Here is a 23,363-nt window from a genome sequence, read left to right on the forward strand (position 1 = left end):
GGGCAGCGCGGAGGCTGCCCGTTTATCTCGCCAGCGAGCGCTCGCTACGATCCAGGAAGTCGAGCATTTCACGCACGTCCGCGCTGATTTCCGCCTGCGCGAGCAGTTGCTCGCGAGCCTCGGCCAGCGGCAGACCCGCCATGTACAGGGTCCGGTATGCGCGTTTGATCGCGGCAATACGCGAGGTATCGAAGCCGCGACGCTTCAGCCCTTCGCTGTTGATGCCGCGCGGGCGTCCGCGTGTTTCGTTGGCCATCATCACGAACGGGGGCACGTCGGAACCGACGAGGCAACCCATGCCGATAAAGGCGTGGGCACCGACCTTGCAGAACTGGTGCACGCCCGAATAGCCGGACAGGATCGTCCAGTCGCCGATTTCGGCATGCCCGGCCAGCGCCGAGTAGTTGGAGAACACGACGTTGTTGCCCACGTGGCAGTCATGCGCGATATGGACGTAGGCGAGCAGCCAGTTGTCGTTGCCGATGCTGGTGACGCTGCCACCGTCTCCCGTACCGCGGTTGACGGTGACGAATTCGCGGATCAGGTTGCGGTCGCCGATGATGACTTCGGTGCGCTCGCCGGCGAATTTCTTGTCTTGCGGAGGGCCGCCGATGGACGCGAACTGCGAAATGCGGTTGTCGCGGCCGATCGTCGTCGGTCCCTCGATGACCACGTGCGGACCGATGACCGTACCCTCGCCGATGACCACGTCGGCACCGATGACGCTGTAGGCACCGATCGTGACGTTGTCCGCGACGCGGGCGCTGGGGTCGACCTGCGCAGTGGGATGGATCATTTGTCGCTCCTCGCGGCGCACATCAGTTCGCAACACGCCACGACCTTGCCATCGACCAGTGCACGCGCCTCGAACAGGCCCATACCGCGGATCAGCCGTTTGAGGGAAACTTCCAGTCGCAACTGATCGCCGGGGGCGACGACTGCCGAGAAGCGGGCATTGTCGACCTTGACCAGGTAGAACAGCGGGCTGCCGCTCTGGCCGTCGATCTGGCTGGTGATCTGCGTGAGCAGGCCGGCCGTCTGCGCCATCGCTTCGACGATCAATACGCCGGGCATGACCGGATGTCCGGGGAAGTGGCCCTGGAAGAACGGTTCGTTGATCGTGACGTTCTTGATCGCCGCGATGGATTTGCCCGGCTCGATTTCGATAACCCGGTCGACTAGCAGGAACGGGTAGCGATGCGGCAACAGCCGCTGGATCTGCTCCACGTCCACGGGGAGGGTCACGCCGGCTTGGTGTTCAGTCATTTCCTCTGTCCTTCTCCAGCGCCGCAAGGCGACGCGCGTACTCGTCCAGGTGCTTCATGCGCGCCGCATTGCGTCGCCATTGGCGGTTTTCCTGCAAAGGCGTGCCGGACGAATACTCGCCCGGCTCGCGAATCGAACTGGTCACCAGGCTCTTCGCGGTGATGGTAACGCGGTCGGCCACTTCGAGGTGGCCGAGGATACCGGCGTTGCCGCCAATCAGGCAGTAACGGCCGATCTTCGCGCTGCCGGCCACGGCCGAGCAACCGGCCATGGCGGTATGCGCGCCGATGTGGACGTTGTGGGCGATCTGGATCTGGTTGTCCAGGCGCACGTCTTCCTCGAGGACCGTATCGTCCAGGGCGCCGCGGTCGATAGTGGTGTTGGCGCCAATTTCGCAATCGTCGCCGATCCGCACGCCACCGAGCTGCGGCAGCTTCACCCAGTGGTCGCGGTCGAAGGCAAGGCCGAAGCCGTCCGAGCCGATGACGGCGCCCGGATGGACCAGTACGCGCTGGCCAAGGGTGACGCGGATGACCAGCGTCACGCGGGCGACCAGCCGCGAATGGGCGCCGACGACGCAGCCAGGACCGATGGTGCAGTGGGGGCCGAGGACGGCGCCGTCCTCGATGACAGCGCCGTCTTCCACCACGCAGCAGGGGCCGATGCTTGCCGTCGGGCTGATACGTGCACTGGCGGCCACGACGGCGCTGGCGTGGATGCCGCGCGGCGCAGCGGCCACATGCTCGAACAGCGCGGCGATTTTCGCATAGGCGACATACGGGTCGGCGGCGACGAGTGCGGCGCCCTTGCGGGATGCCACGTCGGCCGCACCCACGATGACGATGCCAGCCTGGGAGTCGGCCAGCTGCGAGGCATATTTCGAATTGGACAGGAAGGTGAGCTGGGTCGATGTGGCGGACGCCAGCGTGCCGACACCGTCGACGATGGTGCCCGCGTCGCCATGGGCTTCGAGCCCGAAGCGTTCGGCCAGCTCAGCCAGGGTGTATTGCGGATTGCCGCTCACGTGATTCTCCGGCGCTCGCCCAAAAAAAAGGTGGCAAGGCCCCTGGCCCTGCCACCTCGTCATTCTACTGACTCTTTACGCTTCTCTCTTCACACACTTCTTAGAACGTGTTGCCGAATGTGAACTGGATACGTTCCACGAAGCGGCTGTCCTCATCCTTCTTACGGATGGGCACGGCGAAGTTGATGATCAGCGGACCGATCGGTGCCTGCCACTGCAGCGACAGACCCGTCGAGGCGCGCAGTTCGCTGGCGCTGAACGACTGATAGTCCTTGTAGACGTTACCGACGTCGACAAACCAGGAAACGCGGGCCGTGTTCACGTCCTTCAGGAAGGGCAGCGGCAGGAAGACCTGCGCGGTACCGAGCACCTTGAACGCGCCACCGATCGGCTGACCGTAACTGTAGTAGCCACCCGAGCAGGAGCCATCCTTCGCCGGCGCCGACGATGCGCTCGCGCCGTCGCAAAGGCGGGGACCGAGGGTATTGTCCTGGAAGCCGCGAACGTCGCGAACACCGCCGCCGTAGTAATTCTCCCAGAAGGGAAAGTCGATCGAGTCGCCCTTGCGGTAGATGATGTTGCCGGCGGCATCGTAGCCGTTGTTGGCGTAGGTCTGGCCGTAGGTCTTGCCGTAACCGACCTGACCGTCGAGGTAGAGCACGAAACCGCCACCGACCGGCCAGTAATGATTGGCTTCGCCGAACAGCTTGTAGAACTGCACCGTCGAACCGGGCAGGGCACCTTCGATGGACGCGCTGAGGATGCCGCCGCGGGTCGGAGCCCAGTAGCCGTTACGCGTGTCGTGGTTGTAGCCGAGGCTGCTGGTCCACGAATGGATCGTACGGTTGCCGATGGCATCCTGGTATGCCACCAGTTGGCGCGGCGTGGTGACCTGCGAATTGATGAGGTTGCTGCTGACGCCGAGGCTGGTGGAGAGGGAATCGAAGTCGGAGATCGGCCACGACAGCGTCGTCTGGAACGACTTGGTGCTGTACGTGTAGTTCGCCAGATCGGTATCGCCGTAATCGAGCTTGCTGTAGCTGACGTTGTAACCCAGCTGCAAGCCGTTATCCGTGAGATACGGATTCACGTAGCTCGCGTTGATGCGCTTGTAGTAGTTGCTGGTTTCCGCGCCGACCGAGAAACGGTCGCCCGTACCAAGGAAGTTGTTCTGGGACACCGAGGCGCTGAGGATGATCTTCGAGTACTGCGAGTAGCCCACGCCGAACATCAGGCTGCCGGCCGACTGTTCTTCGACCTTGGCCGTCAGGTCGACCTGATCGACCGTACCCGGCACGAGGGCCTTGTCGATATCGACGGTCTTGAAGTAACCCAGCTTCTGCAGACGGATTTTCGAGCGATCGATGGCGGCCTGCGAATACCACGCGCCTTCGAGCTGGCGCATTTCGCGGCGCAGGACCTCGTCTTCCGTGCGGGTATTGCCCTGGAACACGACGCGGCGAACGTAGACGCGCTTGCCCGGCTCGATGAACAGGGTGAGGTCGACGGTGCGCTTGTCCTTGTCCAGCTTCGGAATCGGCGTGACCTTGGCGAAGGCGTAACCGATGTTCGCAAGGATGCCCTTGATCGCATTGGTGCTGGCTTCGATGGCGGCACGATTGAACGTCTGGCCCTTCTGGATGAAGACGAGCTTGCGCAGCGTGTCTTCCGGAAGGATCAGTTCGCCGAGCAGCTTCACGTCGGAGACGGTATAGACCTCGCCTTCCTTGACGCTGGTGCTGATGTACATGGCGCGCTTGTCGGGGCTGATGGCCACCTGGGTCGAGTCCACGCCGAAGTCGGCGTAACCGCGATTCATGTAGTAGGCGCTGAGCTTCTCGAGATCGCCGCTGAGCTTTTCACGCGAATACTGGTCGTCCTTCGAATACCAGGACATCCAGTTGGTGGTGTCGGATTCGAAGCCGTCGCGGATCGATTTGTCGGTGAACGCCTTGTTGCCGACGACGTTGATCTCCTTGATCTTCGCCGCTTTGCCTTCGCGAATTTCGATGTCGATAGCGACGCGGTTGCGATCGAGCTTGGTCACGTGCGGCTCGACCGACACGTTGTACTTGCCGCGGTTGTAGTACTGGCGGATCAGTTCCTGCTGCACACGGTCGAGGGACAGGCGGTCGAAGGTTTCACCCTCGGCCAGGCCGATTTCCTTCAGGCCCTTGCGCAGGTCTTCTTCTTTGATGTCCTTGTTGCCGCGTAGCGTGAGCTTCGCGATAGCCGGACGTTCGACGACCTTGATGACGAGGATGTCACCCTGGCGGTCGACCTCGACGTCGCTGAAAAACTTCGTCTGGTAAAGGGCGCGGATAGCGGCCTGTACCTTTTCGTCGCTTAGCGTGTCGCCTTTTTCAATGGGGAGATAGCTCAGCACCGTGCCCTGCGCGATACGCGTCAGACCATCGATGCGGATATCGGAAACGACGAAGGGCTCGAAAGCCAGTGCATTCGCGGTCAGGGAGGCAAGCAGGATCAGGGCGGCGATACGCTTCATCGTCGATTCCGTTGAGTTAGTTCTGGACGATGGCGGACGAGGCCATCTTCCTATGAGGTGCCGCTACCGGAATCGTTCCCGGCAGTAGATAACCGCTGGCACGCAGGCGCCGGTGGTCGGGATAGTGCTTCGATCGCCCTGCGACGCCGCCGGCGTAAGCCGATGATGCCGCCGTTGGACAGCGCGATCGCGACGAAGGTCCGTGAAAACCGACAATCGGCGTCACGAGACCAACATTCGCTGGATGTCGTTGAAGAATGCCAGCCCCATCAGCGTGAACAGGAGGGCCAGGCCGACATATTGACCGGCGATCATGGTCCGCTCGCTGACCGGGCTGCCTTTGACCAACTCGATAAGGTAATACAGCAGGTGACCGCCGTCCAAGACCGGGATGGGCAAGAGGTTGAGAATGGCAAGGCTGAGGGACACCAGTGCAAGGAACTGGAGGAACCAGGGCAGGCCGCGGCTGGCCGAGTCGTTGGCGACCTGGGCAATGCCGATCACGCCCGAAATATTCTTCGGCGAGGCCTGGCCCGTCAGCATTTTGCCGATGAGGTTGAAGGTGGTCGCGGTGTTGACCCAGGTGGCGCTCAGCGATTCGCTGAAGGCGCGAACAGGGCCGTAGCGCAGCGTCGCCGTCTGAAGCGGGACGGGCAGGACGCCGACCAGCCAGCGGGCGGGCTGACCCTGCACGGATTTCATCTGTGCGGTGATGTCCAGCTGCCTCGTTGCGCCGTTGCGTTCGACGACGAAGGCCAGCTTCGGCGATTTCACTGCTTCTTCTGGCACGGCCTTCATGAAGTCTTCGAAGTCGGCGATGGGCTTGCCGTTGATGCTGACGACGCGGTCGCCACCCTGTATACCGGCGGTGGCTGCGGGATCGCCCGGGGTGGCCACGCCGATGATGGCGGGCGGTGCCTTGAGCGTCATGCCGAGAGCGGTAAAGCCCTTGCCGATATCTTCGCCGGCCGCGAGCTCCTGCAGCGGCAGGACGACGTCGCGCTGGCGCCCATCGGCACCCTGAACGTGCAGCGGCAGGGGTTCGCGATTGAGGAGGCCGTTGGCGAGGACTTCGGTCGCATCGCTCCACGTGCCGGTCGGTCGACCGTCCATCCTGACGATGCGATCGCCGGGAAGGATGCCCGCATGAGCGGCGATGCTGTTCGGCGCGGCGGTGACGATCGGCACGATGTCGGGCTTGCCGATCATGTACATCGCCCAGAAGGCGACGATCGTGAAAACGAGATTGAACGCGGGGCCGGCGGCCACGATGGCGATGCGCTTCCAAACCGACTTGCCGGTGAATTCCTGGCCCTGATCGGCCGGGGCTACATCACCTTCGCGGGCGTCGAGCATCTTCACGTAGCCGCCGAGGGGAATGGCGGCGATCTGGTATTCGGTGCCGTCCTTCGCGACGCGACGCCACAACGGGCGGCCGAATCCGACGGAGAAGCGCAGCACCTTGACCCCGCAGCGGCGGGCGACCCAGTAGTGGCCAAATTCGTGGAAGGTCACCAGCACGCCAAGCGTGACCAGCAACCAGAACACGGAACCGAGGATGGGACTCATTATCGAGGGGACGCTTCTTGAAATATCGCGGTTCGGGTCGACCTAGCTTAACAGTAAGCGCGGCGAAGCACTTTCTGGGCGGCCTGGCGGGCGACGGCGTCGCGAGCGACGAGCGTCTGGACATCGACCACGGGTTCGGCCGGCAGTTCCGCGAGGACGTGTTCGACGACCTCCGCGATCGCCAGGAACGGCAGGGTCCCGGCCAGGAATGCATCGACCGCCACTTCGTTGGCCGCATTGAGGATGGCCGTGGCATCGCCGCCGGCTCGCAGGGCTTCAAAGGCCAGGGCCAGGCAACGGAAGGTATCGGTATCGGCCGGCTCGAAAGCCAGGGGGCCGCTACGGGTCAGGTCGAGCGGCGCTACGCCGGCCTCGATACGTTCCGGCCACGCCAATGCGTGGGCAATGGCCGTGCGCATGTCGGGATTGCCCAGTTGGGCGAGCACGGAACCGTCGAGGTACTCGACCATCGAATGGACGAGGCTCTGCGGATGGACCACGACGTCGATGGCGTCGGCGGGCGCGCCGAACAGATAGTGCGCCTCGATGACTTCCAGACCTTTGTTCATCAGCGTGGCCGAATCGACCGAGATCTTCCGGCCCATGGACCACTTGGGGTGGGCACAGGCCTGATCGGGGGTGATGGAGCCCAGTTCGGCCCGGGTGCGTCCGCGGAACGGGCCGCCCGAAGCGGTCAGTATCAGACGGCGCACGCCGGCCTTGTTCAGGTCGGGGCGGCCGCCGGGAAGGCACTGGAAAATAGCGTTGTGTTCCGAATCGACCGGAATCAGGACGCCGCCACCTTCGCGCAGGGCGTCGAGCAGCAACGGCCCCGCCAAGACGATGGATTCCTTGTTGGCCAGCAACAACCGCTTGCCCGCGCGTGCGGCGGCGAGCGTCGATTCCAGTCCGGCGGCACCGACGATAGCGGCGACCACAGTGTCGCAGAGCGATCCGGAGACCGCTGCGATCACGGCATCGGGGCCAGCGCCGACATCGCAGCGCACGTCGGCGGCGATAAGGCGTCGAGCCAGCTCCGCGCCGAGCGAGGCGTCGGCGATGATCGCCAGATCGGGCCGGAATCGCTGGCAAAGTGCGACGAGCGCATCCACGCTGCGATGGGCGACCAGCACACTGGCGCGGAACCGGTCGGGATGGCGCGCTATGACATCCAGCGTGCTGGTGCCGATCGAGCCGGTGGCGCCAAGAACGGCGACGGACGTGGTCATTACAGGCCCAGGATGAGCTTGCCGGCCGCGAAGACCGGCAGGGCGGCGAATACGCTGTCGAGGCGATCGAGCAGGCCGCCGTGCCCCGGGAACAGGGTGCCGGAATCCTTCACGTCGGCGTGGCGCTTCAGGAGGCTTTCGAACAGATCGCCCACGACCGAGGCCGCGACTGTCAGCAGGCCCAGGCCGATGAGACCGAGCATGCGGTCGGTATCCTGCACGCCGAGTAGCCAGCCGCCGAGCCACGCCGTGAAAGCGCCGGCGACAAGTGCCCCGTAAACGCCCGCCCAGGTCTTCCCCGGGCTGATCCGCGGCGCCAGTTTGCGACGGCCGAAAAAGCGGCCGCTGAAGTAGGCACCGGTATCGGCGGCCCACACGATGACGAGACCGAACAGCATCCACCAGTGACCGTGCGGCTCGCTGGAGTGCAGGGCGATAGCCGCCGCCAGCGTAGGCACGACGACCAGAACGCCGACGCCCAGTTTGAGCAGGCGGTTCTCGGCGTTGGGAGCCGCCGCGAAGGTGAGATTGCGTAGCCAGAACAGCACGCCGATCCACCACGCGACGCCCACGAAGATGAGGACGTTGAGTACGCCAGGAGTCCTGACCAGGTTGAGCGCCAGGAACAATACGGCGGCGCCGGCGACCACGATGCCGCGGCCCATGGTCGTGCGGCAGCCGGCAAGCGCGCTCCACTCCCAGGCGGCGACCAGGAAGGCAAGCGACCCGAGGATCGCGAACAGCCAGGTCGGCGGCAGCAGGATGAGGGCCAGCACGAGCGGCAGGAGCAGCAGGGCGGTCAGGGTGCGCTGTCTAAGCATGGGAATTCTCGGCGTCAGCTGGCGTTGGCGACCTGCTCGCCGGTGCGCCCGTAACGGCGCTCGCGGCGGGCATAGTCGTCGAGGGCCTCGGCGAGGCAGGCCTGGTCGACGTCGGGCCACAGGGTGTCGGTGAAATACAGCTCGGCATAAGCCAGCTGCCAGAGCAGGAAATTACTGACGCGATGCTCGCCGCCCGTCCGGATGAACAGGTCGAGCGGTGGCTGATCCGCGAGGCAGGCATAGGTGGCGAGGCGCGTTTCGTCCAGTTCGTCGGCCCGGAACTCGCCCCGGCCGATGGCCAGGGCGGCCTGACGCGCGGCCTGCGCGATATCCCAGCGGCCGCCGTAGTTCACGGCCACATTCATGTTGAGCGCGCTGTTGCCGGCGGTCTGTTTCATGGCGCCGAGCATGCGATCGCGCAGTTCCGGCGCGAAAGCCTCCAGGTCGCCGACGAAGCGGATGCGCACGCCGTTGCCGTGCAATTCGTCCACTTCCTTGTCCAGCGCTTTCAGGAACAACTCCATCAACGCGCCGACTTCGGTGGCCGGACGGTTCCAGTTTTCGCTGGAGAACGCGAACAGGGTCAGTGACTCGATACCGCGCCGCAGGGAAAATTCCACGGCTTCGCGCACCGCTTTCTGCCCGGCACGATGGCCGAAACTGCGGGGGCGGAGACGCTTTTTCGCCCAGCGGCCATTGCCATCCATGACGATGGCGACGTGACGGGGTACCCGTGCGGTCTGGCCTGCTGCCATGGGGGACGCGATGGCGCTCAGAGCGCCATCAGCTCCTTTTCTTTCTCTTTCACCACGTTGTCCACTTCCTTGACGGACTGGTCGGTGATTTTCTGGATGTCGTCGTCCGCGCGCTTCTTGTCGTCTTCCGTGATCGTCTTGTCTTTCAGAAGCTTTTCGATGTGCTGATTCGCTTCGCGACGGATGTTGCGGATGGCGATCTTGGCGTCTTCACCTTTGCCGGCGACGCTCTTGGCCAGTTCCTTGCGGCGCTCTTCGGTCGGGGGCGGGAAGTTCAGGCGGATGTCCATGCCTATCGTCGTTGGCGTGATACCCAGGTCGGAAGCCATCAGCGCCTTTTCGATCGGACCGATCATCGCCTTGTCGAATGCTTTGATTAGCAGTGCGCGGGCATCCGGGGTCGACACGTTGGCAACCTGGCTGAGCGGCGTCGGCGTGCCGTAGTAGGGCACTTTGATGTTGTCGAGAATCGACACATTGGCACGGCCGGTACGAATGGATTTCAGCTCGTGGCTGAGCGCGTCGATGCTCTTGCCCATACGGGTTTTGGCATCGGTCTGGATCTCGTTGGGCGTAGCGAACATGGGCGTTTCCCGGTGGAATCTGGTCAGCAGACGAGTATAGCAGTGCGGGCCACGGGGCTAGTCCCGGGCAAGGGGAAACCCCGCTTTAGCCGGCGTCGACCAGGGTGCCGACCGAGTCGCCCTTCATGATGCGCATGAGGTTGCCCGGCTCGGTCATGTCGTAGATGCGCAGGGGCAGGCGATGGTCGCGGCACAGCGCGATAGCGGCCGTGTCCATGACCTCCAGGCGGCGTTCGATGACCTGGTTGTAGGTGAGGTGTTCGTAGCGCTCGGCGTCGGCGTGGCGCTTCGGGTCGGCCGTATAAACGCCGTCGACTTTGGTGGCCTTCAGTAGCAGGTCGGCGCCCACTTCCACGGCGCGCAGGGCGGCGGCCGAGTCGGTCGTGAAGAAGGGGTTGCCGATGCCCGCGGCGAACAGGACGACGCGGCCTTTCTCGAGGTGGCGGATGGCGCGGCGGCGGATGAAATCCTCGCAGACTTCGTTGATCTTGATCGCGCTCATGGTGCGGGCTTCGCCGCCAAGCTTTTCGATGGCGTCCTGCATGGCCAGTGCGTTCATGACGGTGGCGAGCATGCCCATGTGGTCGCCGGTGACGCGGTCCATGCCGGCAGCGGCGAGGCCTGCGCCGCGGAAGATGTTGCCGCCACCGATGACGACGCCGACCTGGACGCCCGCATCGACGACTTCGAGGATCTCCTTGGCGAGGCGGCCGATCATTTTCGGATCGATGCCGTAGTCCTCGGTTCCCATCAGCGCTTCGCCGGAGAGCTTGAGCAGGATGCGGCGATGATTCAGCGGTGTGCTCATGGGGGATCTCCAGATTGTGTGAGGCAAAACGGCGGTAGTGTAACGGGTAGGGCGGTCATGCGGAGGCGGCCTGCACTTGCTCCTGCAACTCGCCTGAGCGTCAAAGCCGGCGCCTTCACAAAAAGCGAAGGCCGCGATTTCTCGCGGCCTTCGTGGGTACTGCTGCCAGCGGGAACGGCTTACGCCAGACCGGCCTGCTTCATCACTTCTTCGGCGAAGTTGTCGACGACCTTCTCGATACCTTCGCCGACGGCGAGGCGCGAGACGGTGACGACTTCAGCACCGGCCTTCTTGAGGGCTTCGGCGACCGTGATCTCGGTGTCCAGCACGTACGGCTGGCCGACGAGGGTCTTCTCGGCCTTGATCTTGTTGACCTTGCCGCTGACGATCTTCTCGAGGATTTCGGCCGGCTTGGCCTTTTCCTTTTCGGACATCTTGCCGAGTTCGATCGCCTTCTCGCGCTCGAGGTACTCGGCCGGGATGTCGGACTCGTGAACGAATTCCGGATTCATCGCGGCGACGTGCATCGCGATGCCCTTGGCCAGTGCTTCGTCGCCACCCTTCAGTGCCACGAGCACGCCGATGCGGCCGCCGTGCGAATAGCTGGCGAGCACGCCGTCGGTCGCGACCTTGGCCATGCGGCGGACTTCGAACTTCTCGCCGATCGTCCGGGTGAGCTCGTTGACGGCGTCTTCGACGGTCGCGCTACCGAGCTTGGCGGCCTTCAGTGCTTCGACGTCGGCGGCGCCGGATTCGATGGCGACACTGGCGACGTCCTTGGTGAACTGGATGAACTGCTCGTTGCGCGAGGAGAAGTCGGTTTCGCTGTTGACTTCAACCAGGACGGCGACGCCATTCTTCTGCGCGACGGCGATCAGGCCCTCGGCGGCAACGCGGTCGGCCTTCTTGTCGGCCTTGGCGGCGCCACTCTTGCGCAGGGCGTCGATCGCGGCTTCGATGTCGCCGTTGTTTTCGACGAGTGCCTTCTTGCACTCCATCATGCCGGCGCCGGAGCGCTCACGCAGTTCCTTGACGAGGCTTGCGGTGATCTCAGCCATGTGTATTTCCTCAGAATTTGGTGGGCACCGCGGCGGACTTGCCGCGGTGCCGGATGGAACCGAAGGATCGGGGCGGGCGCTTAAGCGCGGCCGCGGCCGCCTTCACGACGCGGGCCAGCCGGACCCTTCTTGGCCGGGGCGCCACGACGGTCGTTGCGCTCTTCCTTCGCGACCGGGTTGCCTTCCTCGTCGAGTTCGACGAACTCGTTCGCATCGCCGCGTGCGACGTGCTGCGGGGAGGCGGCCTTGCCTTCCAGGATGGAGTCGGCGGCGGCACGGGCGTAGAGCTGGATGGCGCGGATGGCGTCGTCGTTACCCGGAATGGCGTAGTCGACCAGGCCCGGATCGTAGTTGGTATCGACGACGGCGATGACCGGGATGCCCAGCTTGCGGGCTTCCTGCACAGCGATGTCTTCGTGACCGATGTCGATGATGAACAGCGCGTCCGGCAGGCGATTCATGTCCTTGATGCCGCCCAGCGAATTCTGCAGCTTGTCGCGCTCGCGACGGCGGGCCAGCACTTCGTGCTTGACCAGGCGCTCGAACGAACCGTCGGTTTCGGCGGCTTCGAGTTCCTTCAGACGGGCAACCGACTGCTTGACCGTGCGGAAGTTGGTCAGCATGCCGCCGAGCCAACGGGCGGTGACGAACGGCTGACCGGCGCGCGCGGCTTCTTCGGCCAGCGCTTCGCGGGCGGAGCGCTTGGTGCCGACGAACAGGATGGTGCCGCCCTTCTGCGCCAGGCCCGACAGGAAATTCATCGCGTCGGTGAACAGCGGGAGGGTCTTTTCGAGGTTGATGATGTGGATCTTGCCGCGGGCGCCGAAGATGTACGGAGCCATCTTGGGGTTCCAGTAACGGGTCTGGTGACCGAAATGGACGCCGGCTTCCAGCATCTCGCGCATGGTGACTTGTGCCATGGAATTACTCCTGGGCGAACCGCATGAAAGCGGTTCTGTGGGGGTTGGGACCTCCACGCATCCCCGGCTTCGACCCCGTGCCCGTCCGGCGCGTTTCGCGGCGGATGGAATACGAGGCACCCCGAAGGCGGTGCCGATGCGTGTGTGGCGTTAAATGCGATGGCCGTGCGGGGCTATTTAAGGCCCTGTGCGGTTACAATCGCGCTTCGACTTTGTGTCCGGAGCCTTATGAAAGGCGGTTGGCCGGGCAGCAAAACTCGCTAATTGTAGCCCGAGGGGCGTTCTGGCGACAAGGCGGTGGATTTCCCCGCGCCGTGCCGCCATCTGAAGGCCTTCCCCGAGCCGAATCGAGCCTCACGGCAGAGACACTATGGCAGTTATTCCCAAAACCCCGGAAGAAATCGAAGGCATGCGCGCCGCAGGGCGCCTAGCGGCCGAAGTGCTGGCCATGTTGGTCCCCCACGTGAAGCCCGGCGTTACCACCGGGGAGCTGGATCGCCTGGCCTACGAGCACATCGTGAACGTGCAGCAAGCCATTCCGGCCAACGTCGGCTACCGCGGCTTTCCCAAGACGGTCTGTACGTCGGTCAATCACGTGATTTGCCACGGTATTCCGACCGAGAGCAAGGTTCTGAAGGACGGCGACATCATCAATATCGATGTCACGGTCATCAAGGACGGCTGGCACGGCGATACCAGCCGCATGTACTTCGTGGGCACGCCCAGCGTGCTGGCGAAGCGCCTGGTCGAAACCACGCATGAAGCCATGATGCGCGGCATCCAGGCCGTGCGCCCGGGGGCCACGCTGGGCGACGTCGGCGCCGCTATCCAGAAACACGCCGAAGCCGCTGGTTTTTCCGTGGTGCGCGAGTACTGTGGACACGGTATCGGCAAGGTTTATCACGACGAGCCGCAGGTGCTGCATTACGGCCGGGCCGGTACGGGCCTGGAACTGAAGGCCGGCATGACCTTCACGGTCGAGCCAATGGTCAACGCCGGCAAGCCGCAGACCAAGGAACTCCCGGACGGCTGGACCGTCGTGACGAAGGATCATTCGCTGTCGGCGCAGTGGGAGCACACCATTGCCGTTACCGAGGATGGTTTCGAGATCCTCACCCCGTGGCCGGACGCCGCCTGATGTCATTGCGCGGCTGACGACCGGAAGGTCGCCAGCCGGTTACCACCCAACCCGAGCAGGCCCCGACGTGACGCTTCCGCCGCTTCCGCGCCTTCCCGCCGTTGTTCCCAGGTCGGGTGTTTCCCCGGAGGCGCGACGCGCCTTGCGTCAGTTGCTGGGGGATGTCGATCGCGACCTCGACGTGGCTTTCCGCGACGGCGAGGACGCGACGGCGCTGGCCCGTCGGCGTGGCGAAGCGGTACAGCGCATCGTGGTGCATGTCTGGGGTGCCTGTCTTGGCGACATCGCGGCCGCCGCGCTCTTCGCGGTCGGCGGCTTCGGTCGCGGCCTGTTGTTCCCCTGTTCGGACGTGGACCTGCTGGCGCTGGTCGGCGAGACCTCGCCCGCCGTGTCGAAGGCGCTGGAGAGTTTCTTCGGTTGTCTGTGGGACATCGGGATGAAACCCGGTCACGCCGTACGCACGGTGCCGGAATGCCGTGCGCTGGCGGAAAGCGATGCCAGCGTCTTCACCAGCATGCTCGATGCGCGCCGCCTGGTCGGTCAGCCGATCCTCGACACGCAGTTGCGCGCCATTCTGGCCGATCCGGCGCTGTGGCCGCCACGCGCTTATCTCGCCGCGCGTCTGGCCGAACGCGACGCCCGGCATGCGCGTTACGACGATACCGCCCACAACCTCGAACCGAATCTCAAGGACGGTCCGGGCGGCCTGCGCACGCTCGATGCCCTGCGCTGGCTTGGCCTGCGTCTGGCTGGCGCGCCCGATTTCGATGCGATGGTGGGCGAGGGCCTGCTCGAACCCGTCGAAGCCGCCGGACTGCTCCGCGCCGAAGCGACGTTGCGACGGTATCGCTACGCCCTGCATCTGGAAGCGGGACGTGCCGAGGAACGCCTGCTGTTCGACTACCAGCGCGCGATCGCCGCCCGCCTGGGTTTCGAGGACGAGCATGCAAAGAACCTCGGCGTCGAACAGTTCATGCAGGGCTATTACCGTGCCGCCACGTTGATCGAACGGGTCGGCGTGCAACTGGTCGAGCGTTTCGAGGAAATGCTGGAACCGGAAGCCGAGCCCCAGTCCGTCGGCACGGATTACGTGCGCTATGGCTCGCGTCTGGCGCTGCGCAATCCGCATCTGTTTCAGCATCGGCCCGCCGCGCTGGTCGAGATATTCATCGCACGGCTCGACGAAAACGGCATTACCGGATTCACGGCCGAGACCATGCGGCGAATCCAGCACGCCGTATCCATTCACGGCGAAACGCTCGCCGACGATCCGCATGTGCTGGAAGCCTTCCTGGCGCTGCTTCGCCGTGGCGCGCCCTCGGTGGAAGCGCTGTGGCGCATGAACCGGCATGGGCTTCTCGCAGCGATCCTTCCCGCGTTCGGCCGTGTGGTCGGTCGCATGCAGTACGACTTGTTCCATGTCTATACCGTCGACGAACACACGCTGCGCGTTCTGCGTAACGTGGCCCGGTTCGCCGATCCTTCGGCACGTCGCGATTTCCCGATCGCGTGCGAGATATGGCCGTCCATGGAGAAACCCGAGCTCCTGCTGCTGGCCGCGCTGTTTCACGACATCGCGAAAGGTCGCGGCGGAGATCATTCCGTGCTGGGCGAAGAAGACGCCCGCGCGTTCTGTACGCGCCTGGGTCTTGCGGCCGAAGACATCGATCTCGTTGCCTGGCTTGTCCGCTGGCATCTGCTGATGAGTACGACGGCCCAGCGCCAGGACATCACCGATCCCGACGTCGTGCATCGTTTTGCAAGCGTGGTGGGCGACTGGGAGCGGCTGGATCATCTGTACCTGCTGACGGTCGCCGATATCATCGGAACCAGCCCGAAACTCTGGAACGCATGGAAGGACCGGTTGCTGGCGGACCTCTATACGGCGACCCGTTATGCGTTGCGCAGCGATCTGGAGTTGCCCGCGCACGCCGGCGTCCGGGTTCGCGAGTGTCGCGAACGGGCACTGGCCATGCTGGTTGCCGATCGCGTACCGGCCGCGGACATCGCGCGCATCTGGGGCGAATTCCCCGATACGAGCTTCCTGCGCCACCGCCCCGAGCAGATCGCCTGGCAGACCGCCGCCATCCTGCGTGCGCGCGGTACGACACCGTTGGTGGAAGTCCACCCGTTCTCCGTTCGCGGCAGTACCGAGCTTTTTATCTACACCCTTGACAGGGATGGCCTGTTCGCTGCCGTGACCGCAATGCTCGACCGTCTGCGCTTTTCGGTGGTCGAGGCGCGCATTCTCGGTTCGAACAGCGGCATGGCGCTCGATACCTTCCTGTTGCTGGAAGCCGATACGCAGGCGCCGGCTACATTGCAGCGCGCCGAAGAACTTCGCCTGCGCATGCAGCGCGCGCTGCTGCAGCCGGCAGGACAGCAGCCCGCCAAGCGAAGCCTGTCGCGCCATCTCCGTCATTTTCAGATGCCGCCACGCATCGAGTTCGCCGATGCCGGCGGACGTACCCAGCTGGCGCTGGTGTGCACGGACCGTCCCGGTCTGCTTGCCGCCGTCGCGCAGGCGCTGGCCGAAGCGCAGGTGCGCGTGCATGATGCGCGCATCGCTACCTTCGGCGAACGCGTCGAAGATTTCTTTCAATTGACCGACCGCCAGAACGCGCCGCTATCGACCGAACGCAGGGATATCCTGCGCGAGGTATTGCTGCGCCGGATCGGCGGCGAAGCCAGGAACGCAATACATGCAGATGCAAACGCTTGAATCCCTGATCGACGATGCTTTCGAACGCCGTACCGATCTGACGCAGTCCGAAATCGAGAGCAGCCTCCGTCCCGCCGTGGACCAGGTGCTTGACCTTCTGGAATCCGGCGAGCGTCGCGTCGCCGAGCCGGACGGCAAGGGTGGCTGGACCGTCAATGCGTGGCTCAAGAAAGCCGTGCTGCTGTACTTCCGCATGAACGGCAATCGCGTCGTGGATGGCGGTCCGTCGTCCGCGTTCGATAAAGTGCCCCTGCGTTTCGCCGATGGCGATGCGACGGAGTTCGCCAATATCGGCGCGCGCGTGGTGCCAGGTGCGCTTGTCCGCCGTGGCGCGCATATCGCCAAGGATGCCGTGCTGATGCCGAGCTACGTCAATATCGGTGCCTTCGTCGGTGAAGGCACCATGGTCGACACGTGGTCGACGGTGGGTTCGTGCGCGCAGATCGGCGCCGGCGTGCACCTGTCCGGTGGCGTTGGCATCGGTGGCGTCCTGGAGCCGCTGCAGGCGAATCCGACGATCATCGAAGACAATTGTTTCATCGGCGCGCGTTCGGAAGTGGTCGAAGGCGTGGTGGTGGAGAAAGGCAGCGTCATCGGCATGGGCGTGTTCCTCGGCCAGTCCACTCGCATCTATAACCGCGCGACCGGCGAAATCAGCTACGGCCGCGTGCCGGCGGGTAGCGTTGTCGTCGCCGGCAGCATCCCGGCGAAGGACGGCAGCCATAGCCTGTATGCCGCGGTCATCGTGAAGCAGGTGGATGAGCAGACCCGGTCCAAGACGGGGATCAATGAGCTTTTACGCAGCGGCGAATAAACGGATTCTTTTGTCATGACGGAAATTTACGGGCTGTCCAACTGCGACACCTGCAAGAAAGCGCGCAACTGGCTTGCGCGCTTCGACGTACCGCACACGTTTATCGATTACCGCGCCAGTCCGGTGCCGGCCGCGACGCTGAAAACATGGGCGACGAAGGTCGGTGGCTGGGACAAGCTGGTGAACAAGAGCGGCACCACATGGCGCCAGCTGCTTCCTCAGCGCAAGGACCCGCAGAGCGATCCGGAATGGACGCTGCTGCTGAAGGAATATCCTGCCCTGGTCCGCCGGCCGGTCGTCGTGACCGGCGGCGAAGTCACGGTGGGTTTCACGGATAACGCGTTCAAGAAGCGATTCGATAAGTGAGCGACATGTCCGACGTTCTCGACCTCACCCGCGATCTCATCCGCCGCCGTTCGGTGACGCCCGACGATGCCGGCTGCCTCGACCGGATCGGCCAGCGACTCACCGCGCGGGGTTTCAACGTCGAATACCTGCGTTTCGAGGATGTCGACAATCTGTGGGCAACGCATGGCGAGGCCAGGCCGGTACTGGCTTTCCTCGGTCATACGGATGTGGTGCCGACAGGGCCGGAAGATAGTTGGGCTACGCCTCCGTTCGAACCGACGATTCGCGATGGCGTGCTCTATGGTCGCGGTGCGGCGGACATGAAAGGCTCGGTCGCGGCGATGGTTGTCGCGCTCGAACGCTTCGTCGATGCGCATCCGGATCATGCGGGCACCGTCGGTCTGTTGCTGACCAGCGACGAAGAGGGCGTGGCGCTGCATGGTGTCCGTCGCATGGTCGATCATTTCGTCGCCACGGGGCAGCGAATCGATGCGTGCGTGGTGGGCGAACCTTCGGCCAAGGAGACGCTCGGCGATCTGATCCGCGTGGGTCGTCGCGGTTCGCTCTCGGGAACGCTGACGGTGCACGGTATTCAGGGGCATGTCGCTTATCCGGAAAAAGCGCGCAATCCGATCCACGCATTCGCACCGGCGCTCGCCGCGCTGGCCAGCGAGCGCTGGGACGAAGGCAATGCCGATTTCCCGCCTACCTCGTTCCAGGTGTCGAACATCAACGCGGGTACGGGCGCGAACAACGTCATTCCCGGCGAACTGGTGGCGCTGATCAACTTCCGGTACTCGACCGCAAGTACGGCGGAAGGGTTGCGCGAACGCGCCGAAGGCATCCTGCGCGCGCATGGCGTCGATTTCGCGATCGACTGGCATCTGTCCGGTCACCCGTTCCTGGCCACGCCGGGCGGGAGGCTGCGCGAAGTGGTGGTGTCCGTGTGCCGGGATCTGTGCGGCATCGATCCGGAGCAAAGCACGGGTGGCGGTACATCCGACGGGCGGTTCATTGCGCCGATGGGCGCCGAGGTCATCGAGCTGGGACCGGTGAACGCGACGATCCACAAAGTGGATGAGAATGTCGCGGTGGATCAGCTGGAGCGGTTGCCGGACCTTTATCTGGCGATTTGCGAACGGATGTTGGGGTAGGGGCGACCTTGCCCGGTACGTCGCTGCGGTGCGGTGGGTTTTCGCGATAGTGCGTCGTCTCGCTCCCGAAGCCCGAATGGACGGTGTCGCGAAAACCGGGCGCGCGGCGCTGGGCTCCTGCCTGCGCAGGAGCGACGGTGAGAGTGGTTTACCTCATTCGCTCTTCGTGAAAACAGCGAAAATCCCCGCATACGGTTTCGTCATGAACGCTGGCGCGCCTGCGTAACCATCCTCGGCCGTATAAGCCTGCGAAATCGTTCCGTCGAGGAACAACGCGTCGCGACAGCCGATCTCGTCGCGGAACAATCTCGCGAAGCTATGGAAATTCACGGGTGCGCGACTGACCACGAAAACCACTTCGGTGGGCGTCCTGGCGCATACGCCGCTACGCCACTTCATGCTGTCCGATCCGTCGTCGAATTGCGGATTGATCTGCCCGTCGATCACCAGCATCGGGCCCGACTGCGACGCGACCCGCGGTTTGCCGCCAGCCGCACGGAAGGCTTCGCTGGTGCGAACCTCCGCATGGCCGTCGTCGTAGATGGCGAATACGCCATTGGGTAGCAGGGAAAAATTCCCCGAACGCGGATTGCCATGCGCGAGGTTCAGCGGAACGACGGTCTTGCCGTCCTCGACGTACAGGCCAAGAGGTGCGAACTGCCGGTCGTAAATACCGGCGTTCGTCGCGAAGGCGAGCGAGCGTCCCTTGCCTTCGCCCCAAGCGCGCAGGGCATCGATCGTACCGAAGGGCTGCTGTGTTTCGGGATCGCGCCAGTGCAGTTCGATGACGTCGCGTCGCGTGTCGACGGAAACCACGCGATAGGACTGGCTTTCGAAGACGATGTCGCGGCTGTCGAGTGCGTCGGCGGCTGTCGAGCAGCCGATCGTCAGCGAAAGCATGCCAGCCATGACCGCGAGTCGCAGTCCGAGCCGGTGCAGGATACGGGGGATGGGGAGTGCATGAGGCATCCCCCGATGGTCGCCGCCCGGGTGCCGGAAGCGCAAGGGCCCGCGATGGGCGGTGCTCGCGTAAACTCGGGTTTTTCGTCCCGTTGTCCTTTAAGCCATGCCCTACACGCCCATCGTCGCCACGCTAGGTTACGTTCTGTCGCCCGACGGCACCCATGTCCTGATGATCCACCGCAATGCGCGCGAGGACGACCAGCATCTGGGTAAATACAACGGACTCGGCGGCAAGATGGAGCCGGGCGAGGATATCGCCGCGTGCATGCGCCGCGAAATCATGGAGGAAGCCGGTATCCGGTGCGTCGACATGCGCCTGCGCGGCACGCTGAACTGGCCGGGCTTTGGCAAGCAGGGAGAAGACTGGCTGGGTTTCATCTTCGTGATCGACCGGTTCGAGGGAGCGGCGTTCACCGGGAATGCCGAGGGCGCACTCGAGTGGGTGTCGCTCGACAAACTGAACGAGCTGCCGATGTGGGAGGGCGATCGCCATTTCCTGCCGCTGGTATTCGACGACGATCCGCGGCCGTTCCACGGTGTGATGCCGTACAGCGGCGGCAAGATGGTGTCGTGGAATTTTACGCGACTCTGAGGTCACGCTTTCCTGTAGGAGCCCGCCTGCGGGTTGTAGGAGCTCGCTTGCGAGCGAAAGCCTATGAAGCGACGAAGCCTGATGCTCGCATCCGCAAGCCCGTTCATCTGGCTGCGGATGCAGTCCTCCATGACACCGCTCCGTTGGCTTTCGCTCGCAAGCGAGCTCCTACAACCCGCAAGCGGGTTCCTACAAAATCAGCCCGTGGTCTCGATCCGCTCCACACGACGCAGACCGCGTGGAAGCACGTTGCCGCGAGTCGCGCGGTTGCCGCCGTACTCGACCAGATCGGCCCACTTCAGCGTGAGCTTGCGCTGGCCGGCATACAGCGTAACTTCGCCCTTGCCTTCGGTGACGACGGCGACACCGGCGACGCGTTCTTCGGCCGACGCCAGCTTTGCCTTCGGAATCTCGATCAGCTTATTGCCCTTGCCCTTGTCGAGTTCAGGCAGTTCGGCGACCGAGAACATCAGCAGATGACCTTCGGTGGTGACGACCACGATGCGATCGCGTGACGGGTCGGCCGTCATGGCAGGCGCCAGTACGCGCGCCCCGTCGCCCAGTGTGATGATCTGCTTGCCGGCCTTGTTGCGGCCGGTGAGCGCCTCGAAACGGGTGACGAAGCCGTAGCCGAAGTCGGTGGCGAGAACCAGGCGTGTATCGTTGTCGCCCGCCGTCACGGCATCGAATCGTGCGCCAGCCGGCGGGCTGAAACGTCCCGTCAGGGGTTCGCCATTGCCGCGCGCCGAGGGCAGTGTGTGCGCCGCCGTGGAATAGGCGCGGCCCGTCGAATCGACAAAGGCGATCTGCTGGGTGGTGCGCGCACGCACGATGGCCAGCATGCTGTCGCCGTCGCGGTAGGAAAGCGCTTCGCCATCGATGTCGTGGCCCTTGCCCGCACGCACCCAGCCCTTCTGCGACAGCACGACCGTGACCGGTTCGGAGACGACCAGCGCGCTCTCGTCCAGGGCCTGCGCGGCGCTGCGTTCGATCAGCGGCGAACGGCGGTCGTCGCCGAACTTCTCGGCGTCGCTACGCAATTCTTCCTTGATCAGGCTCTTCAGCTTGGCGGGCGACTTCAGCAGGACGTTGATGCGCGCGCGTTCTTCCTCGAGCAGGTCGCGCTCGCCGTTGATCTTCATTTCCTCGAGACGCGCCAGCTGGCGCAACTTCGTTTCGAGGATGTAGTCGGCCTGTTCCTCAGACAGCTTGAAGCGGGCGACGAGCACGGGTTTCGGCTCTTCCTCGCTACGGATGATGCGGATGACCTCGTCCAGATTGAGATAGGCGACGCGCAGCGCTTCGAGCATGTGCAGGCGGCGTTCGACGCGGCCCAGTCGGTGAGTCAGGCGGCGCGTGACGGTATCGGTGCGGAAGCGCAGCCATTCGGTCAGGATCATCTTCAGGTCCTTGACCTGGGGACGTCCGTCGAGGCCGATCATGTTGAGGTTGACGCGGAAGCTCTTCTCCAGATCCGTCGTGGCGAAGAGGTGCTGCATCATCTCATCGGCGTCCACGCGGTTGGAGCGCGGTACCAGTACGAGGCGGATGGGATTCTCGTGATCCGATTCGTCGCGCAGGTCTTCGATCATCGGCAGCTTCTTCGCGCGCATCTGCGCTGCTATTTGCTCGAGGATCTTCGACGGCGATACCTGGTGCGGCAGGGCCGTGATGATGATGTTTCCGTCGTCGCGTTCGTAGACGGCGCGCGCGCGCACCGAGCCGTTACCGGTCTGGTACATCGACAGCAGTTCCTTGCGCGGCGTGATGATCTCGGCGGTGGTCGGATAGTCCGGACCGCGCACGTGTTCGCACAGGTCGGCGATCGTGGCGTCCGGATCGTCCAGCAGGCGGATACACGCGCTGGCGATTTCGCGCAGGTTATGCGGCGGAATGTCGGTGGCCATGCCGACCGCGATGCCCATCGAGCCGTTCAGCAGCACGTGCGGTACGCGTGCGGGAAGCCACGAGGGTTCGTCCATCGTGCCGTCGAAGTTCGGTACCCAGTCGACCGTGCCGTGCCCCAGCTCGGATAGCAGCACTTCGGCGATCGGTGTCAGGCGCGACTCGGTATAACGCATGGCCGCGAAGCTCTTCGGATCGTCCGGCGAACCGAAGTTGCCGTGGCCGTCGACCAGCGGATAGCGGTACGAGAACGGCTGGGCCATGAGGACCATGGCCTCGTAGCAGGCCGAGTCGCCATGCGGATGGAATTTGCCGATGACGTCGCCGATAGTGCGCGCCGACTTCTTCGGTTTGGCGGTGGCGGCGAGGCTCAGCTCGCTCATGGCGTAGATGATTCGGCGCTGGACGGGCTTCAGTCCGTCGCCCACGAAGGGCAGGGCGCGGTCCAGCACGACGTACATCGAATAATCGAGATAAGCCCGCTCGGCGTAGTCCTTGAGCGGGATCTGTTCGTAATTGGCTTGCAGATTCATGGATTTAGCTATCCGGTAGGCGCGCGCCGGCGCGTCGTTAACCCGGGAATGTTGCCAGAAAGGCGTCTCATGGGTGTAGACCGGGATGGCGGGAGGCGATCTTCCCCGTGCTTAAGGAACGAGGCGCAAGTCGCAGACGCACGTCACCGGGGCACATAGCATGGCGTCTCAACTCTTGCCTGTCGGCAAGACCGGCCCCGGATGGCTTAGCTCAAGGACGAGTCGATGAATGCGTTTTCCTCGTTGCGTTTCCCCGCAACGGCGCTCGGCATATATGTGCTGTCCGCGTGCTCCGAGCGCGCGACCTTGCTGGAACAGCCCATGGCGGGCGGCGCGGTTTTGCTTACCGTGGGGGAGATCCGTAGCCGGGGGGCCGCCGGTCCGATGACGCTCGAAGTCCGGGCGAAGATTGTTTCGCCCGTGTTCGTCCGGCATCGCGAGCCGCTACTGCTGCGCATGACTAACGTTCGCGACGGTTATTGCGTCTTTGTCAACGACGAGCGCATCGATATCCGTTACGGGCAGGGCTATGCGACGATCTTCGAGAACGCGCTGACTTACTACCACGACGATGTGTACAGCGCGGTTCCCGTGAACCTGCACCAGGGTGTGGCGGAATGCGATGGAGCCGAATTAGTGCGATGACGATGCGTG

General features: G+C 64.0%; 21 protein-coding genes. 7 read left to right on the plus strand and 14 right to left on the minus strand.

Annotated elements, in window-relative coordinates; all coding sequences use genetic code 11:
* Nucleotides 1-22: 22 nt before the first annotated feature.
* The 12 genes from lpxA to rpsB form a co-directional block, all read right to left on the minus strand.
* A complete protein-coding gene (gene lpxA, locus AC3IR3_RS04710) occupies nt 23-796 on the minus strand; it encodes an acyl-ACP--UDP-N-acetylglucosamine O-acyltransferase (protein WP_489195854.1) in 774 nt (257 codons plus the stop codon).
* Nucleotides 793-1,266, minus strand: coding sequence for a 3-hydroxyacyl-ACP dehydratase FabZ (fabZ, locus tag AC3IR3_RS04715; RefSeq protein WP_132146850.1), 474 nt, complete (start codon nt 1,264-1,266; stop codon nt 793-795). The genes lpxA and fabZ overlap by 4 nt, the downstream gene beginning before the upstream one ends.
* Nucleotides 1,259-2,290: a UDP-3-O-(3-hydroxymyristoyl)glucosamine N-acyltransferase gene (lpxD, locus tag AC3IR3_RS04720; protein WP_243649341.1), complete on the minus strand. Its 1,032-nt coding sequence runs from the start codon at nt 2,288-2,290 to the stop codon at nt 1,259-1,261. The genes fabZ and lpxD overlap by 8 nt, the downstream gene beginning before the upstream one ends.
* 100 nt (nt 2,291-2,390) lie before the next feature.
* Nucleotides 2,391-4,796: an outer membrane protein assembly factor BamA gene (gene bamA, locus AC3IR3_RS04725; protein WP_489195855.1), complete on the minus strand. Its 2,406-nt coding sequence runs from the start codon at nt 4,794-4,796 to the stop codon at nt 2,391-2,393.
* A 222-nt stretch (nt 4,797-5,018) separates the two neighbouring features.
* On the minus strand, nt 5,019-6,365 hold the full coding sequence (gene rseP, locus AC3IR3_RS04730; RefSeq protein WP_489195856.1) for an RIP metalloprotease RseP: 1,347 nt from the start codon (nt 6,363-6,365) through the stop codon (nt 5,019-5,021).
* A 47-nt stretch (nt 6,366-6,412) separates the two neighbouring features.
* Nucleotides 6,413-7,594: a 1-deoxy-D-xylulose-5-phosphate reductoisomerase gene (locus tag AC3IR3_RS04735; protein WP_489195857.1), complete on the minus strand. Its 1,182-nt coding sequence runs from the start codon at nt 7,592-7,594 to the stop codon at nt 6,413-6,415.
* The gene (locus AC3IR3_RS04740; protein WP_489195858.1) at nt 7,594-8,415 is read right to left on the minus strand and encodes a phosphatidate cytidylyltransferase; all 822 of its coding nucleotides are present in this window, start codon (nt 8,413-8,415) and stop codon (nt 7,594-7,596) included. Before AC3IR3_RS04740 ends, AC3IR3_RS04735 begins: the two co-directional genes overlap by 1 nt.
* Nucleotides 8,416-8,429: 14 nt before the next feature.
* The gene (gene uppS, locus AC3IR3_RS04745; protein WP_489195859.1) at nt 8,430-9,170 is read right to left on the minus strand and encodes a polyprenyl diphosphate synthase; all 741 of its coding nucleotides are present in this window, start codon (nt 9,168-9,170) and stop codon (nt 8,430-8,432) included.
* Nucleotides 9,171-9,187: 17 nt separating this feature from the next.
* Nucleotides 9,188-9,754, minus strand: a complete 567-nt coding sequence (gene frr, locus AC3IR3_RS04750; protein WP_489195860.1) for a ribosome recycling factor — start codon at nt 9,752-9,754, stop codon at nt 9,188-9,190.
* An 85-nt stretch (nt 9,755-9,839) separates the two neighbouring features.
* The gene (pyrH, locus tag AC3IR3_RS04755) at nt 9,840-10,562 is read right to left on the minus strand and encodes a UMP kinase (protein WP_489195861.1); all 723 of its coding nucleotides are present in this window, start codon (nt 10,560-10,562) and stop codon (nt 9,840-9,842) included.
* 179 nt (nt 10,563-10,741) lie between these two features.
* Nucleotides 10,742-11,620 carry a translation elongation factor Ts gene (tsf, locus tag AC3IR3_RS04760; RefSeq protein WP_489195862.1) on the minus strand — a complete coding sequence of 293 codons (879 nt, stop codon included), beginning with the start codon at nt 11,618-11,620 and terminating at the stop codon, nt 10,742-10,744.
* 80 nt (nt 11,621-11,700) lie between these two features.
* Nucleotides 11,701-12,540, minus strand: coding sequence for a 30S ribosomal protein S2 (rpsB, locus tag AC3IR3_RS04765; RefSeq protein ID WP_489195863.1), 840 nt, complete (start codon nt 12,538-12,540; stop codon nt 11,701-11,703).
* A gap of 370 nt (nt 12,541-12,910) precedes the next feature.
* Here rpsB and map point away from each other — a divergent pair, with 370 nt between their 5' ends.
* From map to dapE, 5 genes are all read left to right on the plus strand, one after another.
* A complete protein-coding gene (gene map / locus AC3IR3_RS04770) occupies nt 12,911-13,678 on the plus strand; it encodes a type I methionyl aminopeptidase (RefSeq protein ID WP_489195864.1) in 768 nt (255 codons plus the stop codon).
* Between the two features lie 67 nt (nt 13,679-13,745).
* The gene (glnD, locus tag AC3IR3_RS04775; RefSeq protein ID WP_489195865.1) at nt 13,746-16,400 is read left to right on the plus strand and encodes a [protein-PII] uridylyltransferase; all 2,655 of its coding nucleotides are present in this window, start codon (nt 13,746-13,748) and stop codon (nt 16,398-16,400) included.
* Nucleotides 16,387-17,214 carry a 2,3,4,5-tetrahydropyridine-2,6-dicarboxylate N-succinyltransferase gene (dapD, locus tag AC3IR3_RS04780; RefSeq protein WP_489196880.1) on the plus strand — a complete coding sequence of 276 codons (828 nt, stop codon included), beginning with the start codon at nt 16,387-16,389 and terminating at the stop codon, nt 17,212-17,214. The genes glnD and dapD overlap by 14 nt, the downstream gene beginning before the upstream one ends.
* Nucleotides 17,215-17,229: 15 nt before the next feature.
* Nucleotides 17,230-17,580 carry a Spx/MgsR family RNA polymerase-binding regulatory protein gene (locus AC3IR3_RS04785; protein WP_489195866.1) on the plus strand — a complete coding sequence of 117 codons (351 nt, stop codon included), beginning with the start codon at nt 17,230-17,232 and terminating at the stop codon, nt 17,578-17,580.
* A 5-nt stretch (nt 17,581-17,585) separates the two neighbouring features.
* Nucleotides 17,586-18,716, plus strand: coding sequence for a succinyl-diaminopimelate desuccinylase (gene dapE, locus AC3IR3_RS04790; protein ID WP_489195867.1), 1,131 nt, complete (start codon nt 17,586-17,588; stop codon nt 18,714-18,716).
* Between the two features lie 153 nt (nt 18,717-18,869).
* Here dapE and AC3IR3_RS04795 read toward each other — a convergent pair whose 3' ends face one another.
* Complete coding sequence (locus AC3IR3_RS04795) at nt 18,870-19,685, minus strand: phosphodiester glycosidase family protein (protein ID WP_489195868.1); 816 nt, start codon at nt 19,683-19,685, stop codon at nt 18,870-18,872.
* Between the two features lie 97 nt (nt 19,686-19,782).
* Between AC3IR3_RS04795 and AC3IR3_RS04800 the strand changes: the two genes are divergently transcribed.
* A complete protein-coding gene (locus AC3IR3_RS04800) occupies nt 19,783-20,271 on the plus strand; it encodes an NUDIX hydrolase (protein WP_489195869.1) in 489 nt (162 codons plus the stop codon).
* A 197-nt stretch (nt 20,272-20,468) separates the two neighbouring features.
* Here AC3IR3_RS04800 and parC read toward each other — a convergent pair whose 3' ends face one another.
* A complete protein-coding gene (parC, locus tag AC3IR3_RS04805) occupies nt 20,469-22,709 on the minus strand; it encodes a DNA topoisomerase IV subunit A (protein WP_489195870.1) in 2,241 nt (746 codons plus the stop codon).
* A 225-nt stretch (nt 22,710-22,934) separates the two neighbouring features.
* Between parC and AC3IR3_RS04810 the strand changes: the two genes are divergently transcribed.
* Nucleotides 22,935-23,354, plus strand: a complete 420-nt coding sequence (locus tag AC3IR3_RS04810; protein WP_489195871.1) for a hypothetical protein — start codon at nt 22,935-22,937, stop codon at nt 23,352-23,354.
* The last annotated feature ends 9 nt before the right edge of the window (nt 23,355-23,363 follow it).

It is taken from the genome of Luteibacter sp. GL_149, from assembly GCF_057834065.1.